This is a genomic window from Limnobaculum xujianqingii, assembly GCF_013394855.1.
GTDB lineage: Bacteria > Pseudomonadota > Gammaproteobacteria > Enterobacterales > Enterobacteriaceae > Limnobaculum > Limnobaculum xujianqingii.
Genome location: NZ_JABMLK010000002.1, coordinates 1,406,767 through 1,422,243, shown reverse-complemented (window position 1 = coordinate 1,422,243; position 15,477 = coordinate 1,406,767). Strand labels below are relative to the sequence as shown.

Here is a 15,477-nt window from a genome sequence, read left to right as displayed (position 1 = left end):
GAAGAACTATAGTCAGGACCAACACTCTGGCTACAGCTCAATCGCCAGAAAACATGCTATTAATATCTAAGGAACCGACTGCAATGTCTTCTCCCATTTTGGACTACAAACGGTTCATTCAACGATTCAGGCCACATACTTTACGCAGCAAAATGATGGTATTGGCGATTGTAATGGTTTCGCTGCCTACGCTGGTTATTGGCTACTTTGTTGAAACTGAAGGCCGGGATGCACTTCTGCAGGAAAAAAAGATTAAATTATCTGCCGTAACGCAATTGCTAGATGATGCACTAAAAGATTCATTTAAACTCTATCCTGACCTGCCTCGCGATCAACGTATAGCCGCACTGAATAAACAGCTGGCACCGGTTACTGACACTATTACCAAAGCGTTTTCCGGCGTAGGCGCGGGGTATTACAATCGGGAACTGGATGCCATTATTACCTATGGCCCACAAGCACTACATGGCAATGCCGTAGGCGTCACGATCAAGCAAGACCATCCCGGTCGTGACGTGATGGCAAGCGGAGAACCACTTGTTCGTTGGGGGTCGCAGGTACGGGGCAACATCATGAACTCAATGATCCCAATTAAGCGTGATGATCAGGTCATTGGCTATATCTGGGCCAATGAGCTGTCCAATGATATTGCCCGTCAGGCGTTAGCCATGGATTTGAAGATCATTGCCGTAATCTGTATTGGTATGCTGTTCAGTATCTGGTTGATTGTCGCTTTTTCCCGCAGATTTGCCTCAGATATTGATACAATTAAGTCAGGTCTGAATGAATTACCCCTCAATCTAAAAACACAAATCCCACCCATGAAGGGGGAAATGGGAGAAATATCCGACAGCGTAAACTCACTCTCCCGCGCGCTAAGAGAAGCAAAAACGTTAAACGAGTTGATTATTGAAAGCGCTGCCGACGGAGTGATCTCTGTGGATATCGAAGGCTGTGTCACTATGATGAACCCGGCTGCAGAAGAAATTACTGGCTATCGTCAAAAAGAGCTGATCGGCAGGCCCTATGCAGAAATATTTGAAAACACCAATTTCTTTAGCCCGGTACTCGACACCTTAATCCACGATATCGAGCATGTGGCATTGGAAGTAGATTATCCAGGTAAAAACCGCACCATACAGATTAGCGTCAGCACCAGCCAACTGCGTAATGCTCAGGGAGATACTGTTGGTGCTCTGGTTATTTTTACTGATTTAACCGCTAAAAAAGAGGTTCAACGCCGTATTGAACAGGCAGAGCGTTTGGCGACCCTAGGTGAGTTGATGGCCGGTGTGGCGCATGAAGTTCGTAATCCGTTAACCGCTATTAGTGGGTTTGTTCAGATCCTAAAAGACAGTGAAACCGACCCACAGCGGTTGGAATATACTCAAATCATTCTGAAAGAAGTCCACTCCATCAACAAAGTCATTCAACAGCTATTAGACTTTGCTCGCCCAAGGCCAAGCCTGTACCAGAAAATAAATTTAAATCAGATTATTAATCAAAGCCTGATTCTGGTAAAAACCAAAGGGGTTGAGGCCAGAATTGATTTTGTGGTTCAACTCGAAGAGTCGTTGTCCGATATTGAAGCCGATGGAGAACTATTAAAGCAAGTATTGCTCAATTTGTTGATCAATGCCGTGCAGTCTATTGCTGCTCGTGGTGAAATAATTATTACTACTCGTGCGCTATCACCAGACTGGCAAGAAATCACTATTTCCGATAACGGTTGTGGTATCAGTGACGAAATAAAAACTAAAATATTTGATCCGTTTTATACCACCAAACCATCGGGTACTGGGCTCGGTCTCTCAATCAGCCACCGCATTATTACCGCCCACGATGGGGATATTACGCTGACAAGTAAGCTTAATCAGGGAACCACCTTTACCATCGTATTACCGGTTAAGCATAGCGAAGGAATTCCACAATGAAAAAATCCTACCGTATTCTGATCGTTGATGATGAAGAGAGTGTTCGTCGTATGCTAACCACGGTATTTACCCGTGACGGACACCAGCCTATTTGTGCAGAAGACGGTCAGCAGGCGTTAGAACTGTTTGAACAACAGACGCCGGATATCGTTCTAATGGATATCCGCATGCCAAAGCTAAACGGTATGGAAGCACTACAGGTGATGCGGCAAACTCATCAAAACATACCGGTAATTTTGATGACCGCCTATGCGGCGGTAGAAACCGCGGTAGAGGCTCTACGTCTGGGGGCGTTTGATTATGTAATTAAGCCTTTCGATCTCGATGAGCTGAAAATGATGATCGGCCGTGCCATGCAACTAAGAGAAATGAAGCAGGAAATTAATCTGCTGCATCGCGCATTGTCAGACAGCTATCAGTGGGATCGTATTCTGACTAACAGCCCTAAAATGATGGAACTGTGTAGAGATACGGCAAAAATAGCTCAGAGTAACGCCAGCGTGCTGATTACCGGAGAAAGCGGTACCGGTAAAGAGTTAATCGCCAAAGCAATTCACTACAACAGCCCACGCGCCAAAGGCCCTTTTATAAAAATTAACTGTGGTGCGCTACCGGAGTCTTTACTGGAGAGTGAACTGTTTGGCCATGAGAAAGGGGCATTTACCGGTGCACAAACTCAGCGTCAGGGGCTATTTGAACGCGCTAACCAAGGGACTCTGCTATTAGATGAAGTGGGGGAAATGCCCCATAATTTACAGGTAAAGCTGTTACGGGTTTTGCAGGAGAGAGAGTTTGAACGACTGGGTGGAAGCCAGACTATTAAAACCGATATCCGTCTGATTGCTGCCACTAACCGTAATCTGGCGGCTATGGTAGAACAGGGAGAGTTTCGTCAGGACCTGTTCTATCGCCTGAACGTAATACATCTTTCACCAATCCCTCTGCGTGAACGCCCGGAAGATATATCTTTACTGGCTCAGCATTTTTTACAAAAATTCAGTGCGGAAAACGGCAAAGAGATAGTAGAACTGGACCCCAGCACATTAACCATTCTTGAAAGCTATCCATGGCCAGGAAACGTCAGAGAGCTCTCCAACGCCATTGAGCGCGCGGTTATCATGAGTACCGGATTTATTATCTTCCCTGATGAATTGCCGGAACACTTACAGCAACAGCTCAATGTTCCCCATATCAGCGAAACGGTACACACCCTGATAGGGCATACGCTAAAAGAAAATCTGAAAGCATATGAGCGTGAATTAATTTGCACTGCGCTGGCTAACAATCAGGGTAATCGGGTTCAGACCGCCCGAGTATTGGGGATTAGTCGTCGGGCATTAATGTATAAATTACAAGAATACCGTATTGACTAACATCGCATTTATTTCTGTTATCACCGGCCTTCAGGCCGGTTACGTCATACCTTAACCGGGTGTTTTTCAATGCCGGGGAAATTCATTCTACCAACAGATTAAGAAATTATTTCCATGAATGAACAATAACGGCTGGTTTTTTTATTCATGAATAGGGAAAATAGCGCAAACGATTACGTGAACCATAACAGGAAATGAGTGATGTTTAAAAAGAGTGTGTACCCATTGTTTTTTCTTCCCCTTTTTATCTCTGGTCAGGCTCTGGCCAACGAAGCCCCAATTAAAGTAAAAGTGTTCGTCGGTTCTATGTTTGAGATCGGCCAAAACACCGGAGATAAAGCCGGAGAATTCCAGTATTGGTATGAGAAATATTTTAAAAATAGCCAACCAATCACGGTTAAAGGTGCTGCATCACCGGTTTTCTGTAATGACGATGGCGTATGCGGTTCCGTATTAGGCATGGGTAAAGTAGCCTCTTCCGCCTCTGTACAGGCTATCCTGTTAAATCCAAAGTTTGATATGTCGCAAACTTATTTCATGATTAACGGCGTTGCTGGCACTCCGCCATCTCGCGGAACTATCGGTGATGTAAGCTGGGGCTCATGGGCAATCGATTACGATTTGGGTCACCGTTGGGCGCCAGAAGAAGGATTACACAACGGCCAGACTTTTATGCCGCGTAAAGGTTACGAAAATATCCGCAGTTATCAGCTTAATTCTACGCTGGTTTCCTGGGCTATGAATATCACCGGGCAAACCAAACTACTGGATTCTGAAGGCGCACAAAAATACCGTGAGCGTTACCCTGATGATAACGCCAGACGTGCACCAAAGGTTCTGACTGGTACTCACATGACGGGCGATACTTTCTTCCATGGTCCGGGAATGTCAAAAGAGGCTCAGTACATTGCTAAACTGTACGGTGCGGATGACTATCTGGTAACAGAAATGGAAATTGCGGCCATCACTCAGGTTATTGCCCGCACGCAAGGCACCACTCAGCGCGTATTCAGCCTGCGTGGTTCAGTTAACTTCGATCAGGGCAATCCTAACGAAACCACGCTGGAGCACTTAGACCCGGCTCCAGGCCAAACTGCTGGCGGTTTTAAAGAAACTGTAGAGAATATTGCTACGGTGGGCGGAAAAATGACGGATTACATTGTGGCCCATTGGGATACATGGCAGAACGGCGTACCGCCACTGAAATAATCTTACTCATAAGGGCTGCAACTATTGCAGCCCTTTTTACTCCCGGCAATCCCTTTAAACCAGAATAAATTGGTCCATACTCAGCTGTTCACGAGGTACATCAATCAGCAATATTGAGTTATTTTCCCCATAATTTATCATCGCACCTTGTTCGGTCATCATGATATCTTTAAATAAATCTTCAACATGAGTTAATCCCACTACGCCAACCAACTGAACCCTATCTCCCTGATCAAAACCATGAATCACATCAGCGCCATCACCATCATTAAATACAAACAGATCGTCAGCCAAACTGACCAATGCGTCATCACCTTTACCGGCAAAAAATAACGTGCCCTCATCACTACCGGTTAACGTGTCATTACCATCACCACCAAATATCCAGCCATTTTCCATTAACTGTAGTTGGTCATTATCTGCAGATCCTATTGTTGTTGTGGCATAGTCATAAACAATCGAAGGATCATCTACTCGCTGTAATCCACTTTCACCTATTCGATAGGTCGTGCCGCTATCAGTGTTATCTGTCAGATATTCCACATCATATAAAGTATTTAATGTGCCTTGCTGAGCGTGATATAAATACAAAGTTCCTTCACTATCACGGCTGATGCTGTATTCAGACAGAGGATAGGTCAATTCAAGCACATCATTCCCATCACCACCGGCGACAATGTTATGCCCTTGCCCTAATTGAAAACGGTCATCGCCAGCAAAACCTTCCAGGCGATCGTTACCTGAGCCACCACGTAACAGGTCATCATGGTCAGAACCAAGAATAAATGCGCTTTTTCCATAATGGCTGGAGGTTGCGGATTGAATATCTTCCACCCATGTATTACTCCGCGTCACATCAGACAAACTGGATACAACAATCACTGAATCTTGCTCGGTTAAATCGCAGAATTGAGAACGAATAATACTCTTAATGGTATCGTCATAGGTAAACGACATATGCACGGTCCACGCCGCCAAATTAGCAATGCTATAGGGTAACCAGTTCAGTAATCCTGCTTTACCTGCATAAAAATCGTTAAAGCCGACAATATTATCTGTGGAGTTAGGATATTCCTGATCGTGTACAAATAACGAATCAAAGAACATAATTTTTCCGCTATCAGTTACCCGATAAACGGGATCGTTCTCCAGGCCATAATGCAAAACATTCGTTGCATTGCCATCAATACGTGAAGAAGCTGAAGATAAATACACTGAGTCTTTATAAAAACCATTCCATTCGGCTTCGCTTAACATCGCCATATTACTAACCAGCGAACCACCTAAGCTGTGACCAGTAAAAATGATATCCTCCCCGCTCAAGCCGTTTGCCTGAGCGAATTCAGCAATAGTTTGCAGTAAATTACCGAAGGCTTTAGGTAGATAATCCGGTTGAGGTTTTAAAATGCTGTTATAAAGATTCACTACATCCATCACCGTATCGGCAATCAGATTTTCCCGTTCACCAGTAACGCCACGAAAAGCAATAGTGATTTTACTTAGCTGCCCTTGCTCGTCGCGTAATCCTAAAACATCAGCCTGAGCAGCGCGGAATAATGGATGTTCACCAACAATAGCATTCCATTGGTCTTCTTTTCCCTGATAGTTTAATTCGCTGGCGGAAATTCGCTGCCATCCACTATCCACGACATCCTGATAGCTTCGTTCTTCAGCACCTCGTAACCCACTCCAGCTCATTACTCCCTGAGAAGTTTTAGAACCAAACAGACCGGTCCACACCATTGGAACAATTCCTGTGGTCGTCATACCATATTGGTAATACCCCTCTGCCAGCCCTTCATATAAACCTCGAAATGAATAATTATTAATTGCTAAAGACTGGTAAACTAATTCTGCTGACTGTCTACTGGAATATCCTTTTATATCAAAGATAGCCATATTTTCTCCTCTGTACAAAAGTAAATTCGATAAGTGATAATTTATTTTTAATGAAAATTAAATAGATAGAAAAATGATGAATGGAAAAATCTATTTATCAGAATAAATATGAACTGGAAATTTAAACAAATAATTGAATAATAAAAGTGTACCTTAATAATATTTGACTGAAAATAATCCATTCATAAGTCACTTGCAGATAAAAAATAAAAGAATATAAAATTAAATAAGACTCAATTTTGGCTTATGCCAAATATGATTTTAAAATTCTCAATGTGAGCCTTAACTTTCTGTTTCTGCTTCAATCCTATCTCTGAAATAGTAAAGCCTGACGGTTTCCATATCGTGGTGGTGAAACAAAAGGTGCACACCTGTGCAAATAATTGCACACTTCATCTTGCTGATTTTAACCACCGCCTCGTTTCAGCCCTTGCATAAATAATAACTAATTAATTGATTATTAATAAATAATTTTCAAATCGCGCAAAAAACCGCATAAAAACCATAAGTGGCACATCCCTTGCAATTCCTTGTGTGAGTCCTTCTTCGGACGTCAAAACATAAGGAATAATTATGAAAAATAAACATATTGATATACAGCAGGCTGCTGAATATTTTCGTGATGGTATGACTATCATGGTTGGCGGTTTCATGGGTGTGGGGACACCGCCGCGTCTGGTCGAGGCCCTCCTTAATTCTGGTGTGAAAGATTTAACTATCATTGCTAACGATACTGCATTTGTTGATACCGGCATTGGCCCGTTAGTGGTTAACGGCCGGGTTAAGAAAGTCATTGCTTCACACATCGGCACCAACCCTGAAACGGGTCGTCGTATGATTGCCGGAGAAATGGAAGTTGAACTGGTACCTCAGGGCACGCTGATCGAACGAATCCGCTGTGGCGGTGCTGGCTTAGGTGGTTTCTTAACCCCTACTGGTGTAGGTACTGTCGTTGAAGAAGGCAAACAAAAACTCACCATCGACGGTGTTGAATATCTTCTGGAACTCCCTCTGCGTGCTGATTTAGCACTGATTCAATCTCACATAGCCGATCATCAGGGCAATCTGGTTTATCAGTTAACCACACGTAACTTTAACCCGATCATCGCGCTGGCCGCAGATGTGGTTATTGCTGAACCGGATAGTCTGGTGGCTGTGGGCGATATCGCTCCCGACCACGTCATGACGCCTGGTGCATTAATCGATCACATTGTTTATCCAAAGGAGAGCTAATCATGAATGCAAAAGAACTCATCGCTCGCCGCGTAGCCCTTGAGCTGCATGATGGTGACATTGTGAACCTGGGTATCGGCTTACCAACTCAGGTAGTGAACTATTTACCACAAGACATTCATATCACCCTACAGTCAGAAAACGGTTTTCTGGGTTTAGGTCCGGTAACTGAAGCGCATCCTAATCTGGTCAACGCAGGTGGACAACCTTGTGGTGTTCTGCCGGGCGCAGCCATGTTTGACAGTGCCTTCTCTTTTGCCCTTATTCGTGGTGGTCATGTAGATGCCAGCGTTTTAGGCGGTCTGCAAGTTGACCAACATGCCAACCTGGCAAACTGGATGGTTCCGGGAAAAATGGTTCCGGGCATGGGTGGTGCAATGGATCTGGTGACCGGTGCTCGCCGCGTCATTATCGCTATGGAACATTGTGCTAAAGATGGCTCATCAAAAATCCTCAAGCAGTGCACTTTACCGTTAACCGCCAAAAACAAAGTCAGCATGATTGTGACTGAGATGGGCGTGTTCGAGTTTGAAAAGGGACAGCTAATTCTTAAAGAACATGCTCCGGGCGTAACGCTTGAAGCTATCAAAGCTGCAACCGATGCTGAATTCAGCGTTGCTGCAAACTTTAAAGTTATGCCAATCGTTGTTGAGGAAGGTGTAGCATGATCGGCCGCATATCTCGCTTCTTAACCGGCTTTGTTAGCCGCTATTTACCCGATCCATTAATTTTCGCCATGCTGTTAACCATGCTCACTTTTGTGATTGCACTGGCTCTGACACCGCATACACCTGTTGATATGGTGCAAATGTGGGGTAACGGCTTCTGGAACCTGCTTGGTTTCGGTATGCAAATGGCGTTGATTATCGTAACAGGACATGCTTTGGCCAGTTCCGCGCCGGTTAAACGCATTCTGAAGTTAACTGCATCTGCTGCTAAAACGCCTGCTCAAGGCGTTATGCTGGTGACTTTCTTCGGTTCCGTTGCCTGTGTGATTAACTGGGGCTTTGGCCTGGTAGTAGGCGCCATGTTTGCTCGTGAAGTTGCTCGTCGGGTGAAAGGCTCTGACTATCCGTTGTTGATTGCCTGTGCTTACATCGGCTTCCTGACATGGGGTGGCGGTTTCTCTGGTTCAATGCCTCTGCTGGCGGCAACTCCGGGCAACCCTGTTGAACATATCGCTGGGCTGATTCCGGTTTCTCAAACCATCTTTACTGACTACAACATCTTTATTACATTATCTCTGATTGTGGTGATGCCGTTTGTTACCCGTATGATGATGCCAAAACCAGAAGATGTGGTAACCGTTGATCCATCTCTGCTGGCTGAAGAGCCTGACTTCCAGAAAAAACTTCCTGCTGATGCTCCAGTGGCAGAGAAAATGGAAGAAAGCCGTATTATCGCGTGGATCATTGGAGTTCTGGGTATTGCTTACTTAGGCATGTATTTTTACGAGAAAGGCTTCAATATCACTATCAACACCGTCAACATGATGTTTATGATTGCCGGCTTGCTGCTGCACAAAACACCAATGGCCTATATGCGCGCCATTTCTGCCGCAGCGAAAAGTACCGCAGGTATTCTGGTACAGTTCCCGTTCTATGCGGGTATCCAGTTAATGATGGAACACTCCGGTTTAGGTGGCCTGATCACCGAATGGTTTATTAACGTCGCCAACAAAGATACCTTCCCAATCATGACCTTCTTCAGCTCTGCGTTGATTAACTTCGCGGTACCATCAGGCGGCGGTCACTGGGTTATTCAGGGTCCATTCGTTATGCCTGCGGCACAAGCTTTAGGCGCCGATCTGGGTAAATCAGCTATGGCAATTGCCTACGGTGAACAGTGGATGAACATGGCGCAACCATTCTGGGCTCTGCCTGCTCTGGCTATTGCTGGTTTAGGGGTTCGGGACATTATGGGCTATTGCGTTACCGCCCTGCTATTCTCCGGAATCATATTTGTTATCGGCCTCACCGTATTCTGACGCCAATAGAAAATAGATAAAAATTAAGGAATTGAGTTATGAACAACATTGTTATCGTCAGCGCAGCGCGCACCGCCATTGGCAGCTTTAATGGTGCACTGGCTTCGGTTTCCGCCGTTGATTTAGGTTCAGTGGTTATTCGTGAAGCAATGGCCCGTGCTGGTATCAGCGGTGGAACAGTTGATGAAGTTATTTTTGGTAATGTATTACAGGCTGGCTTAGGTCAAAACCCGGCTCGTCAGGCACTGCTGAAAAGCGGTATCCCTGAAACGGTTTGTGCTTATACCGTTAACAAGGTCTGTGGCTCCGGCCTGAAAAGCGTCGCTCTGGCAGCACAAGCTATTCTTGCCGGTGATGCTCAGGCAATTATTGCTGGCGGCATGGAAAACATGAGTCAGGCCCCTTACCTGCTGGATAGCAAAGCGCGTTGGGGTTACCGTTTAGGTGATGGCAAACTGATGGATGTTATCCTGCAGGATGGCTTAATGTGTGCCACTCATGGTTACCATATGGGTATCACCGCAGAAAACGTGGCTAAAGAGTATGATATCAGCCGCGAAGCACAGGATGCACTGGCGCTGGCATCACAGCAAAAAGCAGTTGCTGCCATTAACAGCGGTGCATTTGCCAAAGAGATCGTTCCGGTAACGGTAAAAACTCGCAAGGGCGAAATCATTGTTGATACTGATGAATTCCCGAAAGCCGATACCACGGCAGAAGGTCTGGCAAAACTACGCCCGGCCTTCACCAAAGAGGGAACGGTAACGGCAGGTAACGCTTCTGGTATTAACGATGGCGCTGCAGCACTGGTGGTTATGTCTGAAAGCCGTGCTAAAGAGCTCGGATTAACGCCTTTAGCCCGCATCAGAGGCTATGCCAACGGCGGTGTCGCCCCATCACTGATGGGTATGGGCCCGGTTCCTGCAACGCTGAACGCGTTAAAGAAAACCGGCCTGTCACTGTCTGATATCGACCTGATTGAAGCTAACGAAGCTTTCGCCGCTCAGTTCCTGGCAGTAGGTAAAACGCTGGGATTCGATGCTGCCAAAGTTAACGTTAACGGTGGCGCTATCGCTTTGGGTCATCCAATTGGTGCATCTGGTGCGCGTATTCTGGTAACTCTGCTGCACTCGTTACAGGCCAGAGATAAGACTTTAGGTCTGGCAACACTGTGTATTGGTGGTGGTCAGGGTACTGCAATGATTGTTGAGCGTATGAGTTAAGTTACAGGCTTCTGTCAAAGAAATAGTCCTACAATCTGTTAGACTATTTCATTATTCGACTGACGCTCTAACTAATATAAAAATAGCCCCGACGGCTCTCACCTGTCGGGGCTATTTTTATCAATGTTATTATTAACAGATTCTTGGCAATGGTTCGCTATGTGGTAAATCCAGCAGGCGCGAAGCGCCAAAGATCCCTTTTAGTTGGACTCGGGCGGTATCGGTTACAGTACCAATCACCGCAGCATCTTTTCCTAAAGGATGTGCGCGTAATGCCGCTAAGGTTGCCTGCTCCGCTTCTGGCGCTACCACTATCACCAGCTTACCTTCATTGGCAAAGTTTAGCGGTTCTAACCCCAACAGTTCACATACGCCACGAACCGCAGGATTTACCGGCAGGTCCCCTTCATTAATCGACATACCGCAACCGCTGGCAGCGGCAAATTCGTGCAGTATGGCGGTTACCCCACCGCGAGTTGCATCACGTAATGCTCTGACACCATGAATATCACGCAGTGGCGCAATCAATGGCGTCAATACCGCACAATCACTGGTTAACTCAGCCTCAAGGCCCAGGTTCTCTCGCAGGTTCAAAATGGTTGCACCATGATCTCCCAGCGTCCCACTCACCAGAATGCGATCGCCAGAGCGAATATGTTGAGCACCCCATTTGATGGTCGACGGAATGGCACCAATTCCTGCCGTATTAATAAATACTTTATCTGCTGCTCCGCGCTGCACCACTTTCGTGTCGCCGGTAACAATCTCTACGCCTGCCGCAGCCGCAGTATCAGCCATAGATTTAACAATTTGTTCCAGCTGTTGCAGCGGTAACCCTTCTTCAAGGATAAACCCGCAAGAGAGATATTGCGGAACTGCACCGCTCACCGCCACATCATTGACCGTTCCACAAACGGCCAGCTTACCGATATTACCGCCGGGAAAGAAAATAGGGTCAATAACATAGCTGTCGGTACTAAACGCCAGACGATCGCCAACGGATGTAAGCAATGACAATGGAATACGCGCCTGATCTTCCCGCTCATTCAATGCCGGATTAGCAAAAGCCTGTAAAAACAGCTGTTCAATCAGCAGCTGCATAGCCTGACCGCCGCTACCATGAGCCATGGTAACGACATCTTTTTCAGTAAAAGCCATAAATTAAGCGAGCCCCCGACGATATTGATAATAGGCGGCACAAGCGCCTTCAGAGGAAACCATCAGTGCCCCAAATGCATTTTGTGGCGTACAACGGGTACCAAATAGCGGACAATCATTTGGCTTACAGCGACCGGTCAGAACATCGCCACAGCGGGCTTGAGGATCGTCAGCTACCTGATGCTCCTGGGTATTGAAACGCAACTCCGCATCAAACTCGCGATAGGCAGGAGTAAGCTGCACGCCAGACCCGGCAATCGAACCCAATCCACGCCATTCACTGCTCTCTTTCAGTTCAAAAACTTCATCCAGTGCTTTACGCGCCAGCGCATTCCCCTGTTGAGAGACGATGCGTTTATATTGGTTTTCTACTTCACAGCGACCATCATGTATCTGATCCACCAGCATAGCCAGTGCCTGCAAAATATCTAAGGGCTCAAATCCGGTGACTACCAGTGGTTTATGGAAATCTTCGGCAATAAAACCGTAAGGCGTAGTACCAATCACCATACTCACATGGCCGGGAGCAAGAAAGCCGTCAATTCTGACATCGGGCTGCTCCAGCAGGCTACGCAGGGTTGGGATAATAGTAATATGCTGACAGAAAATGCTGAAGTTAGTTAAACCACGACGTTTCGCCTGTTGTAGCGTCAGTGCGGTACTTGGCATCGTAGTTTCAAAACCAAGGCCAAAGAACACCACCTGTTTATCCGGATTTTGCTCGGCAAAGGTCAGGGTATCTAATGGAGAATAGACAATACGCACATCAGCACCACGGCGTTTGGCATCCAGCAGAGAACCATTGCGCCCGGGAACCCGCATCGCATCGCCATAAGTACAAAAAATCACCTCAGGACGTTCGGCTATTTCAATACAGCCATCAATACGTCCCATCGGTAATACACACACCGGGCAGCCCGGTCCATGCACAAATTCAATTTCTGGAGGTAACAGCTGGTCGATACCAAACTTGTAGATGGCGTGAGTATGCCCACCGCAAACTTCCATCAGTTGCAGCGGACGTTCACTGGCCTTAGCAATAGCTGAAACTTTATGTCGAATATGGGACAGTAGCGTTTTTGCCAGTTCGGGATCGCGGAATTCATCAACGTACTGCATCATCCGCTCCGGCATTGATCCCGAGGAAATCACCTACTTCATGCTCAAGCACACTCATAGCCATCAGGGCTTCCAGTGTAGCCTGCGCCTCTTCTTCATCGATAATGCTCATAGCAAAACCAACGTGAACCAAAACCCATTGACCAACTAATTCAGCCGGTTCACCTTCACAAATGAGGGCGATATTCACATCGCGTTTTACGCCACAAACATCAACCTGAGCTAACTGATGAATATCTTCACCTACGGCAACAATCTGCCCCGGAACGCCTAAGCACATAACTGTGTCTCCAGCCATGAGACCCAGGCTTCCATACCCTCGCCACTGGTTGCTGATAATTGAATAACCTGAATATTCGGGTTAATTCGGCGAGCATTGGCAATACAGGCGGCAACATCAAAATGCAGATATGGCAGTAAATCGATTTTGTTTAAAATCATCAGTTCTGATGCTGCAAACATATGAGGATATTTTAATGGTTTATCTTCCCCTTCAGTCACAGACAAAACAGCAACCTTTGCCCGCTCCCCCAAGTCGAAACTGGCAGGACAAACCAGATTACCCACGTTTTCAATAAACAGCAGGCTCTTCTCTTTCAATTCAAGGCGAGTGGCTGCATCGTGCACCATTTGTGCATCCAGATGGCAGCCTTTACCGGTATTCACCTGAATTGCCGGTACGCCAGTAGCACGAATACGCTCGGCATCATTGGTGGTTTGCTGATCCCCTTCAATCACCGCACAGGATAAACGCTCCCGTAAACGCATCAGGGTTTCAGTTAATAATGTGGTTTTGCCGGAACCCGGACTTGATACCAGATTCAACGCCAGAATGTGTTTTTCAGCGAAATATTCGCGGTTATGTTCCGCCAGATGGTTGTTCTTACTCAGCACATCCATCTCAATTTGCAGCATTCTTTTCTGGCTCATGCCCGGTGCGTGAGTGCCCGCTTCGCCGTGACCATAATCCAGATCCTGTTCGATTTCACGCGGCTGAAATTTTTCTTCGTTCTTCTCTGCGAGCTCTTTTTGTTCCATCTCCAGCTCAAACTCTACATCACCCATCTTTTGAGCGATGGCGGTATGCACATGGTGATGCACATCCCCTTGATGGTGGTAATGATGATGGATAACAATGGTACGCGGAGTTTCATGATGACCATGATGGTGGTGACCATGGTCGTGACTATGCTCGTGATTATGCCCATGATGAACATGGTCGTGCCCGTAATGGCTATGGCCATGATCGTGGTGGTGGTGCTCATGGTCATGATGATGGTGGCCGTGATCGTGAGCATGACTATGCTCATGGCTGTGATGATGATCTTGTCCATGATGGTGAGAATGCGCGTGTTCCTCTCCTTCAATTCGCCGCTCGCCCGCAGCACATCCGCAAGTAGTACACATATAACTCCCCCTCAAGACATTATCTTGTCACAGTTCAATCAGTAAATTCGACCAGCTCATTTGCATTAGCAATATGAGATAAATATTTGAATTAGTTATTCAAGGTGTTACTCAACTTCCAGCTCTTTAATTTGCAGAGCATCGCCACTGTCGACACGCAAACTAAAACCCTGACATTTTGGGCACTGGGCTTCATGCTGAGTAATTTCCACTTCACTGCTACAGTCCCAACACCAGGCCTGAGCAGGTTTGTGAATAATATGAAGTTGGCTGCCTTCGGCTACAGTACCACGACAGACAACATCAAAACAAAATCGCAGAGAGCTCTCTTCCACACAGGAAAGGGCCCCGACTTCTAACCATACGCCGGTAACCCGTTTTACACCATGCTGTTGAACTTGTTTCTGAATAATTTCTATTGTGCTTTCACACAATGATATTTCATGCATTACTACAATTCCTGCGGCCTAATAACAGTGCACGCCGCCCTAATTGTGCCGGAGCGTCCGGATCGCTGACCGGAATCGACAACAGCATGCGCGCACAATCGTTGGCCAATTGTACACCCTGTTCAGGCGTTAAAGAATGATCAAGCGGGGACATCAGTGAGCACGTCAGGTATTGAGAAACACCTTCCAACTCACCAACGGTAAAGGTCATATTGTCATAAGGCATAGCTAACCCCAGTTTTTCGCTGATAGTGCGCAATGGCCAAACCTGATTCGGTCCTGGCAAAATCAATGCACTCAGCATCCACGGGGTAATAACACAGCCAACCCACTGACCTTCAAACAATTTAAAGCCGGAAACATACACCGGCATATTAGGATGAAGGAAAGAGAGGTCATGCATGGCTTTATCAGCAACATCCTGAAAAGCGCGCTGAACCAGAGCCGTTGGCTCCTCAGCGTAGCCATAAATCTCATCGGACATGC

Annotated in this window: 14 protein-coding genes; 7 read left to right on the top strand and 7 right to left on the bottom strand. The window is 46.3% G+C overall.

What is annotated here, in order from left to right; genetic code table 11:
- The first annotated feature begins 83 nt into the window (after positions 1-83).
- From atoS to GOL65_RS20560, 3 genes are all read left to right on the top strand, one after another.
- Positions 84-1,934 carry a two-component system sensor histidine kinase AtoS gene (gene atoS / locus GOL65_RS20570; RefSeq protein WP_140921443.1) on the top strand — a complete coding sequence of 617 codons (1,851 nt, stop codon included), beginning with the start codon at positions 84-86 and terminating at the stop codon, positions 1,932-1,934.
- A complete protein-coding gene (gene atoC, locus GOL65_RS20565) occupies positions 1,931-3,307 on the top strand; it encodes an acetoacetate metabolism transcriptional regulator AtoC (RefSeq protein ID WP_140921442.1) in 1,377 nt (458 codons plus the stop codon). The genes atoS and atoC overlap by 4 nt, the downstream gene beginning before the upstream one ends.
- 201 nt (positions 3,308-3,508) lie before the next feature.
- Complete coding sequence (locus GOL65_RS20560; RefSeq protein ID WP_179038518.1) at positions 3,509-4,516, top strand: purine-nucleoside phosphorylase; 1,008 nt, start codon at positions 3,509-3,511, stop codon at positions 4,514-4,516.
- A 54-nt stretch (positions 4,517-4,570) separates the two neighbouring features.
- On the opposite strand, the gene GOL65_RS20555 is transcribed toward GOL65_RS20560, so the two are convergent.
- Positions 4,571-6,415 (bottom strand): polyurethane esterase, encoded by a 1,845-nt coding sequence (locus GOL65_RS20555; protein ID WP_140921440.1) that lies wholly within the window; start codon positions 6,413-6,415, stop codon positions 4,571-4,573.
- 573 nt (positions 6,416-6,988) lie between these two features.
- On the opposite strand from GOL65_RS20555, the gene atoD reads away from it, so the two are divergent.
- From atoD to GOL65_RS20535, 4 genes are read left to right on the top strand one after another with little or no spacing between them, the layout of a single operon-like run.
- Positions 6,989-7,648, top strand: coding sequence for an acetate CoA-transferase subunit alpha (atoD, locus tag GOL65_RS20550; protein WP_140921439.1), 660 nt, complete (start codon positions 6,989-6,991; stop codon positions 7,646-7,648).
- A 2-nt stretch (positions 7,649-7,650) separates the two neighbouring features.
- Positions 7,651-8,316 carry a CoA transferase subunit B gene (locus GOL65_RS20545; RefSeq protein WP_140921438.1) on the top strand — a complete coding sequence of 222 codons (666 nt, stop codon included), beginning with the start codon at positions 7,651-7,653 and terminating at the stop codon, positions 8,314-8,316.
- Entirely contained in the window at positions 8,313-9,635 is a 1,323-nt protein-coding gene (locus GOL65_RS20540) for a TIGR00366 family protein (RefSeq protein WP_140921437.1), read from the top strand. Before GOL65_RS20545 ends, GOL65_RS20540 begins: the two co-directional genes overlap by 4 nt.
- Before the next feature lie 38 nt (positions 9,636-9,673).
- Positions 9,674-10,858, top strand: a complete 1,185-nt coding sequence (locus tag GOL65_RS20535) for an acetyl-CoA C-acetyltransferase (RefSeq protein ID WP_140921436.1) — start codon at positions 9,674-9,676, stop codon at positions 10,856-10,858.
- A 132-nt stretch (positions 10,859-10,990) separates the two neighbouring features.
- Here the strand turns inward: GOL65_RS20535 and hypE are convergent, their stop codons facing one another.
- From hypE to hybE, 6 genes are all read right to left on the bottom strand, one after another.
- Positions 10,991-12,016, bottom strand: coding sequence for a hydrogenase expression/formation protein HypE (hypE, locus tag GOL65_RS20530; protein ID WP_140921435.1), 1,026 nt, complete (start codon positions 12,014-12,016; stop codon positions 10,991-10,993).
- 3 nt (positions 12,017-12,019) lie between these two features.
- A complete protein-coding gene (gene hypD / locus GOL65_RS20525) occupies positions 12,020-13,135 on the bottom strand; it encodes a hydrogenase formation protein HypD (RefSeq protein ID WP_140921449.1) in 1,116 nt (371 codons plus the stop codon).
- A complete protein-coding gene (gene hybG / locus GOL65_RS20520; RefSeq protein ID WP_140921434.1) occupies positions 13,122-13,415 on the bottom strand; it encodes a hydrogenase maturation factor HybG in 294 nt (97 codons plus the stop codon). The genes hypD and hybG overlap by 14 nt, the downstream gene beginning before the upstream one ends.
- Complete coding sequence (gene hypB / locus GOL65_RS20515) at positions 13,406-14,542, bottom strand: hydrogenase nickel incorporation protein HypB (RefSeq protein ID WP_140921433.1); 1,137 nt, start codon at positions 14,540-14,542, stop codon at positions 13,406-13,408. The genes hybG and hypB overlap by 10 nt, the downstream gene beginning before the upstream one ends.
- Positions 14,543-14,649: 107 nt before the next feature.
- Positions 14,650-14,991: a hydrogenase maturation nickel metallochaperone HypA gene (hypA, locus tag GOL65_RS20510; protein WP_140921432.1), complete on the bottom strand. Its 342-nt coding sequence runs from the start codon at positions 14,989-14,991 to the stop codon at positions 14,650-14,652.
- Positions 14,984-15,475, bottom strand: coding sequence for a hydrogenase-2 assembly chaperone (gene hybE, locus GOL65_RS20505; RefSeq protein ID WP_140921431.1), 492 nt, complete (start codon positions 15,473-15,475; stop codon positions 14,984-14,986). Before hybE ends, hypA begins: the two co-directional genes overlap by 8 nt.
- Positions 15,476-15,477: the final 2 nt, after the last annotated feature.

Excerpts from the sequence above, each read along its gene's own strand:
- atoS (WP_140921443.1), top strand. The coding sequence starts at position 84 with ATGTCTTCTCCCATTTTGGACTACAAACGGTTCATTCAACGATTCAGG.
- hypB (WP_140921433.1), bottom strand. The coding sequence starts at position 14,542 with ATGTGTACTACTTGCGGATGTGCTGCGGGCGAGCGGCGAATTGAAGGA.
- hypD (WP_140921449.1), bottom strand. The coding sequence starts at position 13,135 with ATGCAGTACGTTGATGAATTCCGCGATCCCGAACTGGCAAAAACGCTA.
- atoD (WP_140921439.1), top strand. The coding sequence starts at position 6,989 with ATGAAAAATAAACATATTGATATACAGCAGGCTGCTGAATATTTTCGT.
- GOL65_RS20555 (WP_140921440.1), bottom strand. The coding sequence starts at position 6,415 with ATGGCTATCTTTGATATAAAAGGATATTCCAGTAGACAGTCAGCAGAA.
- atoC (WP_140921442.1), top strand. The coding sequence starts at position 1,931 with ATGAAAAAATCCTACCGTATTCTGATCGTTGATGATGAAGAGAGTGTT.
- hypA (WP_140921432.1), bottom strand. The coding sequence starts at position 14,991 with ATGCATGAAATATCATTGTGTGAAAGCACAATAGAAATTATTCAGAAA.
- hybG (WP_140921434.1), bottom strand. The coding sequence starts at position 13,415 with ATGTGCTTAGGCGTTCCGGGGCAGATTGTTGCCGTAGGTGAAGATATT.
- GOL65_RS20540 (WP_140921437.1), top strand. The coding sequence starts at position 8,313 with ATGATCGGCCGCATATCTCGCTTCTTAACCGGCTTTGTTAGCCGCTAT.
- GOL65_RS20560 (WP_179038518.1), top strand. The coding sequence starts at position 3,509 with ATGTTTAAAAAGAGTGTGTACCCATTGTTTTTTCTTCCCCTTTTTATC.
- GOL65_RS20545 (WP_140921438.1), top strand. The coding sequence starts at position 7,651 with ATGAATGCAAAAGAACTCATCGCTCGCCGCGTAGCCCTTGAGCTGCAT.
- hypE (WP_140921435.1), bottom strand. The coding sequence starts at position 12,016 with ATGGCTTTTACTGAAAAAGATGTCGTTACCATGGCTCATGGTAGCGGC.
- GOL65_RS20535 (WP_140921436.1), top strand. The coding sequence starts at position 9,674 with ATGAACAACATTGTTATCGTCAGCGCAGCGCGCACCGCCATTGGCAGC.
- hybE (WP_140921431.1), bottom strand. The coding sequence starts at position 15,475 with ATGTCCGATGAGATTTATGGCTACGCTGAGGAGCCAACGGCTCTGGTT.